This window comes from Kitasatospora sp. MBT66 (assembly GCF_000710405.2).
GTDB lineage: Bacteria > Actinomycetota > Actinomycetes > Streptomycetales > Streptomycetaceae > Kitasatospora > Kitasatospora purpeofusca.
Genome location: NZ_JAIY01000023.1, coordinates 84,933 through 92,662, shown reverse-complemented (window position 1 = coordinate 92,662; position 7,730 = coordinate 84,933). Strand labels below are relative to the sequence as shown.

Sequence of the window (7,730 nt, the reverse complement as noted above, 5' to 3'; positions counted from 1 at the left end):
GGCGGGCCCGGTCATCCAGCAGCCGCCGTGGCAGGCCGCTCCGCCGCCGTGCCCCGGCCGGCCCCGGCCCCAGCCCGGTCCGGTGCTGCCGCCGCAGCGGCCGCCGCCGGCGGCCCAGACCTCGCGTCGGCCCACCCCGGCACTCCGCCAGGTGCTCATCCCGCCACCTCCGGCACCAGGTGCTCGACCACCACGACGACCTCGGCCACCCGGGTGGCGGTCAGCGCGCGGACATCGGAGACGATCCGGTCGCGGACGGCGCGGGCCAGGGCGGTGAGATCGGCGGGGAAGGGCAGGTCGACGGCGACCCGTACGGTGACCGGGCCGCCCGGCGCGGACGGGGTGTTCACCGAGACCGCGGGCGGTCCGCCGCGGGCGGTCCGGCCCTCCCAGGACTCGGCGAGCGCCTCCCGGGCGGCCCTGGCGGCGATCCGGGCGTAGACCCGGTCGGCGATCCGCAGCCGGCCACGCGTGCCGGGCTCCCCGTGCGTCGGCGCGGGGACGAGGGCCGCCATCAGCGGCGCCGGTCGCGACTGCGCAGCAGGTCGCCGAGCTCGCCGAGCTCGATGTCGCCCTCCAGCAGACGGCCGACCACGAATCCGACCACCCCCAGCGCGGCCACCAGCAGGAAGGCCGCGAACCCGCCGAAGTATCCGGCGAAGCCCAGGGCCATTCCCACCACCAGGCCGACGATGGCCAGGTTCATGCGTTCCACCTCGTCTTCCGCGGGGGCAACTTCAGCCGGGCACTACTTCAGCTTGGGGCGCTGGCCGGAGGAGGGGGGCTCCTCTTCCTCCTCGACGACATCGGGCTCGTCGGGCAGGTGGACGTCGTTGACGGCGATGTTCACCTCGACGACCTCCAGACCCGTCATCCGCTCGACCGCATCGACGATGTTCTCCCGCACCTGGCGGGCGAGTTCGGGGATGACGACGCCGTACTCGACGACCAGCGCGATGTCGATGGCGGTCTGCTTCTCCCCCACCTCGGCCTTGATGCCGCGCCCGATGCTGCTGCGCCCGCCGGGGACGCGGTCCCGCATCGCCCCGAAGGTGCGGGCGAGGCCGGAGCCGAGGGCGTGGATGCCGCTGACCTCGCGCGCGGCCATCCCGGCGATCTTCTCGACCACGCCGACGGCCAGCGCGGTGCGGCCGCGTTCGGCGACCGCCGTCGCGCCGTCGGCGCCCGTCGAGGACGCGGCGGCACCGGCCGAGGGGTTCTTGTGCAGGGTGGCGGGTGTCGGAGTGTCAGGCATGGCTCATCTCCCGTTGTGCGGCTCCAGCTATATCGCAAATCGCTCCAACTCTGGCATTTCGCCACGGTTCCCGCCCCCGGAGCAGCCGGACGGGCGGACCTTGCGGACGGACAGGCGGACAGGCGGATGAGCGGATGAGCAGAGGGGCGGAGACACGGAAGAGCCCGGCCCCGTGGGGCATCCCACGGGGCCGGGCCTCTCCGGTCGCCGTTCGCCAGGCCCGTCCGGATCCGGCGGGACTTTGCAAAGTGCGACTTTGCAAAGTCCCGCCCCCGGCAGGTCGGCCACCCGCCGGAAACGCGAAAAAGCCCGGGCCCGTGGGATTTCCCACGGGCCCGGGCCCCTCGAGCGACTCTTTGCAAAGTCCGATCGGGCCCCGAGGTGACTTTGCAAAGTCACACTTTGCAAAGTCACCGGTCACCCGCACGGGCGCCCAGCCGCCCGATTGCCCACTTGCCCACTTGCTCGGTCCGGCCGCGCGGCCGCCCGGTCACCCGGGCGGCCGGACCCGGAACACCCCGGTCAGTCGCCGAGGCCGGCCAGGTCGCGGAGCCGGCGGGCCTGCGCCGCCCGTTCGGCCGAGCGCTGCTCGTCGTAGGAGCGGGCGGCGGCGCCCTGGAGCAGGGCCTTGGTCTCGATGACGGCGTTGCGCGGCGCGGCGAGCAGGGCGGCGGCGAGGTCGCGCGCGGCGGCGTCCAGCTCGGCGGCCGGGACGGCGAGGTTGGCCAGGCCGATCGAGGTGGCCTCGTCGGCGCCGACCCAGCGGCCGGTGGCGCAGATCTCCAGCGCCCGGGCGTAGCCGACCAGGTCGGTCAGCGGCTTGGTGCCGCCGAGGTCGGGGACGAGGCCGAGCGAGGTCTCCTTCATGGAGAACTGGACGTCCTCGGCGACCACCCGCAGGTCGCAGCCGAGGGCGAGCTGGAAGCCCGCGCCGACGGCGTGGCCCTGGACGGCGGCGAGGGTCACCAGGTCGGGGCGGCGCCACCAGGTGAAGGCCTCCTGGTACCCGGCGATGGTCGCGTCGAGCTCCTTGTCCTCGGCGGCGGCCAGCTGGAGGAAGCTGGGCTCGCCGGGGATGCCCTCGGGGCTGAACATCGCGCGGTCCAGGCCGGCGGAGAAGGAGACGCCCTCGGCGCGGAGCAGTACCACCCGGACGTTCCCGGGCAGCTCGCGGCCGAAGGCGGCGAGGGCGCGCCACATCGCGGGGGACTGCGCGTTGCGCCGCGCGGGCTGACAGAGGGTGACGACGGCGAGGTCGCCGTCGAGCTCCAGGCGAACGCCGTCCTGCTCCCGGCTCGGGGTCTGCGGATCGGTGGCGGGAGCGGTCATGCGGGGACCTCCGGTGGCGAGGGTGCTTGGCTACCGGAGAGTAACAAAACTGACGGCGCAGCGGCAGGGGCCCACCGACGATCGTCGTGCGGCGACCGGTGACCGGGTCACGGCCGGGCCGCGACATGACGATCGGCGGCCGGTTCGCTCTGGCCGGGGGCGGGCGATCGACGGTCGCCTTCCCGGTCGGCGCCCTGCCGCCGAGTCATCCGTCCGATGAAGTGACGGGGCGTCAGGAACCGGCCCCGGCTGCGGCTTTGTTCTTGCCCCGCGTGGCACCGCCGCGGCCCCGGAGGATCACCCCGGATTCGCTCAGCATTCGGTGCACGAAGCCGTACGAGCGACCGGTCTCCTCCGCGAGGGCACGAATGCTCGCTCCGGAGTCGTACTTCTTCTTGAGATCGGCCGCGAGCTTCTCACGCGCGGCACCGGTTACCCGGCTGCCCTTTTTCAGAGTCTCGGCCACCCGTGCCTCCTCGTAGCGTTGCTCGGTCAGATTCCCATGATCACCCATCCACCGCGTCCTGGCCACCCATTCGACAAGGTCCATGTCTGGAATGGGCGGTCCTGCGGTGGTGATCCGAGCGCACAAGGGCGCTCACGCTGAGTGCACGCCCCCGTCGGTCTACCGCCGTTCGGAGCGAATGGGCTGATCAGCAGCGTGGGCCCGCCCACGATCGAGTGGTGGGCTGACGGAAGCTCCTCAAACGGAATGCGCGACCCCTTCATTCCCGGACACGCCGGAAGGAGTAGTTTTTCTGGCGCAGAAAGTGGAGGGGGCGTCTACCGCCGGCCGGACGGGAACACGAAGGCCCGGTCGTCCGTACGGACGACCGGGCCCTGACGTGGCGGAATCAGGCCAGCGAGACCAGGTCGGCGTAGGCCGGGCTCCAGAGGTCCTCGACGCCGTCGGGGAGCAGGATGATCCGCTCCGGCTGGAGCGCGTCGACCGCGCCCTCGTCGTGGGTGACCAGGACGACGGCGCCGCTGAACTCGCGCAGCGCGCCGAGGATCTCTTCGCGGCTGGCCGGGTCCAGGTTGTTGGTCGGCTCGTCGAGGAGCAGCACATTGGCGCTGGAGACCACCAGCGAGGCCAGCGCGAGCCGGGTCTTCTCGCCGCCGGAGAGCACCCCGGCCGGCTTGTCGACGTCGTCGCCGGAGAACAGGAACGAGCCGAGGATCTTGCGGATCTGCACCAGGTCGGTGTCGGGGGCCGAGGAGCGCATGTTCTCCAGCACCGTGCGCTCCGGGTCCAGGGTCTCGTGCTCCTGGGCGTAGTAGCCGATCTTCAGGCCGTGGCCCGGGATCACCTCGCCGGTGTCCGGCTTCTCCACCCCGGCGAGCATCCGCAGCAGGGTGGTCTTGCCGGCGCCGTTGAAGCCCAGCACGACGACCCGGGAGCCCCGGTCGATGGCCAGGTCGACGTCGGTGAAGATCTCCAGCGAGCCGTAGGACTTGGACAGCCCGCTGGCGGTCAGCGGGGTCTTGCCGCACGGGGCCGGGTCCGGGAAGCGCAGCTTGGCGACCTTGTCGTTCATCCGGACCTGCTCCAGGCCGGAGAGCAGCTTGTCGGCGCGGCGGGCCATGTTCTGCGCGGCGACGGTCTTGGTGGCCTTGGCGCGCATCTTGTCGGCCTGGGCGTTGAGGGTCGCGGCCTTCTTCTCGGCGTTGGCCCGCTCGCGCTTGCGGCGCTTCTCGTCGTCCTCGCGCTGCTGCTGGTACTGCTTCCAGCCCATGTTGTAGACGTCGATCGCGGAGCGGTTGGCGTCCAGGTAGAAGACCTTGTTGACGACCGTCTCGACCAGCTCGACATCGTGGGAGATGACGATGAAGCCGCCCTTGTAGGTCTTCAGGAAGTCCCGCAGCCAGACGATCGAGTCGGCGTCGAGGTGGTTGGTGGGCTCGTCGAGGAGCAGCACGTCGGAGTCGGAGAACAGGATCCGGGCGAGCTCGACGCGGCGGCGCTGGCCGCCGGAGAGGGTGTGCAGCGGCTGGTTGAGGATGCGGTCCGGCAGGCCCAGCGCGGCGGCGATGGTCGCGGCCTCGGCCTCGGCGGCGTACCCGCCCTTGGTGAGGAACTCGGTCTCCAGGCGCGCGTACTTCTTCATCGCGTTCTCCTGGGTGGCGCCCTTGCCGTTCGCCATCCGGTCCTCGTTCTCGCGCATCTTCTTCAGCACGGTGTCGAGGCCGCGGGCGGAGAGGATGCGGTCCTTGGCGAGGACGTCGAGGTCGCCGGTGCGCGGGTCCTGCGGCAGGTAGCCGACCTCGCCGGAGCGGATCACGCTGCCGGCCGCGGGGATGCCCTCGCCGGCCAGCACCTTGGTCAGCGTGGTCTTGCCGGCGCCGTTGCGCCCGACCAGGCCGATCCGGTCGCCGGCGGCGACCTTGAAGTTCGCGGACTCGATCAGGATCCGGGCGCCGGCGCGCAGTTCGAGGCCGTTGACGGAAATCATGGCTGGGCACTACTCCTGGGACGTGGGCGGGCGACCGGACGGGCTCGGGCCGGGGCGGCGGGAAGGGGCGTCGTCGACGGGGTTCGGCGGACCGCCCGGGGCGGTGCCGCGCACCCGCTAGTGCCCGGAGAGAACAGCCATGGCGGCAAGTCTACCGGGCCGCGCGCGCGGCCCGGTAAGAGCTGCCCGCCGGGGGCACCGGGGGCCCGGACGGGACGCCTCAGCGGGCCTGCGGGCTGTCCGCGTCCGGCGCCGTGCAGCCGCCGGCCGGGGGGACGGCGGCGAAGGGCTCGGCCGCGCTGCCGCAGGCGGCCTCGGGGGCGGCGGCCCAGGTGTCGAAGACCCGCGGGGTGACGATCGGCCCGTCGGAGATCAGCACCCGGCGGCCGTCCAGCGCCTTCATCGAGACGCCGGGGCCGGAGTTCAGCTGCCAGCCGGTGCTGTCCAGCCGGTAGCCGGAGATGCCGCCGGAGACCTGCTGCCCGGTGCTGTTGGCGCAGCTGCGCGGGACCAGCACCGCGTAGTCGGTGGCGACGGTGCGCTCCGGGTCGTAGACGCAGTTGCCGGCGGGCTTGGAGTTGTAGCGCAGGTCGCCGTCGGCGTCCCGGAAGCCCATGGTGAGCTGGGGGGTGACCACCGCCACCCAGGGCGTGGACTGCTGGACGGTGCGCAGGGCGGCCGAGGCCCGCTCGGTGGCCTGCTGCTTGCGCTGCTCCTCGGTCCGCTTGTCGGCGCCGGGCTCGCCCGCGCCGCGCAGCCAGTCGGCGAGGCCGGGTACCGCGCGGTGCCAGCGGACCTGCTGGTCGCCGGGGCGCACCGAGGTGACCAGGCCGTCGTCCCAGACGACCACGGCGTTCTCGCCGGCCATCGACAGGTAGAGCGCGGTGGCGCCCTCCCGCTGGTAGGACCAGGCGTGCTCGCCGGTGGCCCGGTGGTAGGCCTCCAGGCCGGGGCCGACCCGCAGGTCGAGGTCGGCGGCGTCGAGGGTCGCGGTGGCGTCGGCGCTGGGGTCGGCGGCGCTCCGTGCGGCCACCCGGTCGCCGAACGGGACCGGCTTGTTGGCGTGCGCGGCGGCGCCCGCCACAAGGACCAGCAGTACCGCCAGGGCAGGCAGGATCGATCGGGGGCTGAGGGCGCGCGACTTCCAGGACACGGGCGGAGCGTACCTTTCGGTGCCCGCGCGAGTCAGCCGCGATTCGGAGTACGGCCGAACGGCGCAGGCCCTCGCGGCGGCCGGGCGCGGTCCTCCGGCACCCGCCCGGCGACCTGCGCCGTCGGGCCCGGCGGGGCCCCGGGCGGGGCCGTGCGGTAGGGCTTCCGGGGCGGTCAGGACTGTTACGGAGGTGATACACGGCACACCGCCGGACGGCGTTCGAATATCGCCCACTTTAGGGTGACATTCGGCTTTTCCCCGGCCGGGCGGCCCTACTGTCGGCAATCGGGACACCACCGTGCGTGCCCCTGCCCGCCTCCGCCCAGCCTGCTCCGCCCCGCGCGTGGCACCGACCGGGGAACCGCCCGAGGAGAGACCATGCGATTCGGCCGCCTGGCGCTGGCCGCCGCCACCCTGCTGCTGCTCACCACGGCCGGCGTTCCCGCCGGGACGCCGCTGAGCCAGACCGAGCGGCACGCGCTCTCCTCGGACGGGATCTCGCCGCGCGGGGCCGCGCCGCGTCCGGTGGTCCAGCGGCCGCCGCACGAGCCGCCGTTCGGGGCCTTCGTCGGCTCCTGGGACAAGTACATCCCGCAGATCGGGCGGTACTCGCAGTGGCTGGGCAACGCGAACCTCCAGGTCGGGCACACCTATCTGGCGGGCAACGGCTGGGCGGACGTCGAGGGCGAGCCGGTGGTGCTCGGCATGTGGTCGCAGTGGCGGCTGGCGGACCCGTCGCGGATGCTGATCCTCGGTGTGCCGATGCTGGTGCCGAACGAGGCCAACGTGCCGGACGGCGAGGTGGCCCGGCTGCTGGCCCAGGGCGCGCGCGGCGACTTCGACCGGCACTTCCTGAAGCTGGCCCGGCGTCTGGTCGCGCTCGGCGGCGCGGACACCGTGCTCACCCTCGGCTGGGAGATGAACGGCGTCACCTACACGCACCGCTGCAAGCCCGACCCGGCCGCCTGGAAGACGTACTGGCGGCGGATCGTCACGGTGATGCGCTCGGTGCCGGGGCAGCGCTTCCGTTTCGACTTCACGCCGAACCGGGGGCTGGACGCGATCCCGTGGACGAAGTGCTACCCGGGGGACGACGTGGTCGACATCCTGGGCATGGACAGCTACGACCAGCCGGCCGGCGGCACCTTCGACGACTACGTGCGGGAGCCGTACGGGCTGCAGGACCAGGTGGAGTTCGCGGCCAAGCGCGGCAAGCCGGTCTCGTACCCGGAGTGGGGGCTGTTCCGGAACGGGGACAATCCGGAGTTCGTGCAGCGGATGGTGGAGTGGATCCGCACCCACGACACCGCGTACCAGACCGTCACCGACTACTGCCCGCACGGGTTCTGGCAGTGCGACCGGAACCCGCGGGCCGGTGCCCGGTTCAAGCAGCTGATGACGGGCTCCAAGGGGGCCCCGGCCGCGCCGACGCCGCCGCCGGCACCGGTCGTACCGGTGGCGCCGGGTGTCCCGGCGCAGCCGACGCCGCCCGGTGCGCCGACCGCGCCGGCCTCGCCGTCCGCCACTCCGACGGCGCCGC

General features: G+C 73.1%; 8 protein-coding genes. 1 reads left to right on the top strand and 7 read right to left on the bottom strand.

The features are described from left to right. Positions 1 to 155 precede the first annotated feature (155 nt). The 7 genes from BI06_RS44370 to BI06_RS44340 form a co-directional block, all read right to left on the bottom strand. Positions 156 to 515: a hypothetical protein gene (locus BI06_RS44370; protein WP_043478617.1), complete on the bottom strand. Its 360-nt coding sequence runs from the start codon at positions 513 to 515 to the stop codon at positions 156 to 158. After that, on the bottom strand, positions 515 to 706 hold the full coding sequence (locus BI06_RS44365) for a hypothetical protein (RefSeq protein ID WP_030398276.1): 192 nt from the start codon (positions 704 to 706) through the stop codon (positions 515 to 517). Before BI06_RS44365 ends, BI06_RS44370 begins: the two co-directional genes overlap by 1 nt. 42 nt (positions 707 to 748) lie before the next feature. Next, complete coding sequence (locus BI06_RS44360; protein WP_043478613.1) at positions 749 to 1,255, bottom strand: Asp23/Gls24 family envelope stress response protein; 507 nt, start codon at positions 1,253 to 1,255, stop codon at positions 749 to 751. A 522-nt stretch (positions 1,256 to 1,777) separates the two neighbouring features. Then, entirely contained in the window at positions 1,778 to 2,584 is an 807-nt protein-coding gene (locus BI06_RS44355) for an enoyl-CoA hydratase/isomerase family protein (protein ID WP_030398278.1), read from the bottom strand. 232 nt (positions 2,585 to 2,816) lie between these two features. Next, entirely contained in the window at positions 2,817 to 3,050 is a 234-nt protein-coding gene (locus tag BI06_RS44350; protein WP_030398279.1) for a helix-turn-helix domain-containing protein, read from the bottom strand. 388 nt (positions 3,051 to 3,438) lie between these two features. Further along, positions 3,439 to 5,037 carry an ABC-F family ATP-binding cassette domain-containing protein gene (locus BI06_RS44345; RefSeq protein WP_030398280.1) on the bottom strand — a complete coding sequence of 533 codons (1,599 nt, stop codon included), beginning with the start codon at positions 5,035 to 5,037 and terminating at the stop codon, positions 3,439 to 3,441. Positions 5,038 to 5,257: 220 nt separating this feature from the next. Next, the gene (locus BI06_RS44340; RefSeq protein ID WP_043478610.1) at positions 5,258 to 6,190 is read right to left on the bottom strand and encodes a hypothetical protein; all 933 of its coding nucleotides are present in this window, start codon (positions 6,188 to 6,190) and stop codon (positions 5,258 to 5,260) included. A gap of 378 nt (positions 6,191 to 6,568) precedes the next feature. On the opposite strand from BI06_RS44340, the gene BI06_RS44335 reads away from it, so the two are divergent. Then, positions 6,569 to 7,730 (top strand): glycoside hydrolase family 26 protein (locus tag BI06_RS44335; RefSeq protein WP_107113540.1); only part of this gene is annotated, 1,162 nt, incomplete at its 3' end.

Bases quoted from the DNA above. Each gene is read 5' to 3' on its own strand.
- BI06_RS44360 (WP_043478613.1), bottom strand. From the start codon at position 1,255: ATGCCTGACACTCCGACACCCGCCACCCTGCACAAGAACCCCTCGGCC.
- BI06_RS44355 (WP_030398278.1), bottom strand. From the start codon at position 2,584: ATGACCGCTCCCGCCACCGATCCGCAGACCCCGAGCCGGGAGCAGGAC.
- BI06_RS44345 (WP_030398280.1), bottom strand. From the start codon at position 5,037: ATGATTTCCGTCAACGGCCTCGAACTGCGCGCCGGCGCCCGGATCCTG.
- BI06_RS44365 (WP_030398276.1), bottom strand. From the start codon at position 706: ATGAACCTGGCCATCGTCGGCCTGGTGGTGGGAATGGCCCTGGGCTTC.
- BI06_RS44370 (WP_043478617.1), bottom strand. From the start codon at position 515: ATGGCGGCCCTCGTCCCCGCGCCGACGCACGGGGAGCCCGGCACGCGT.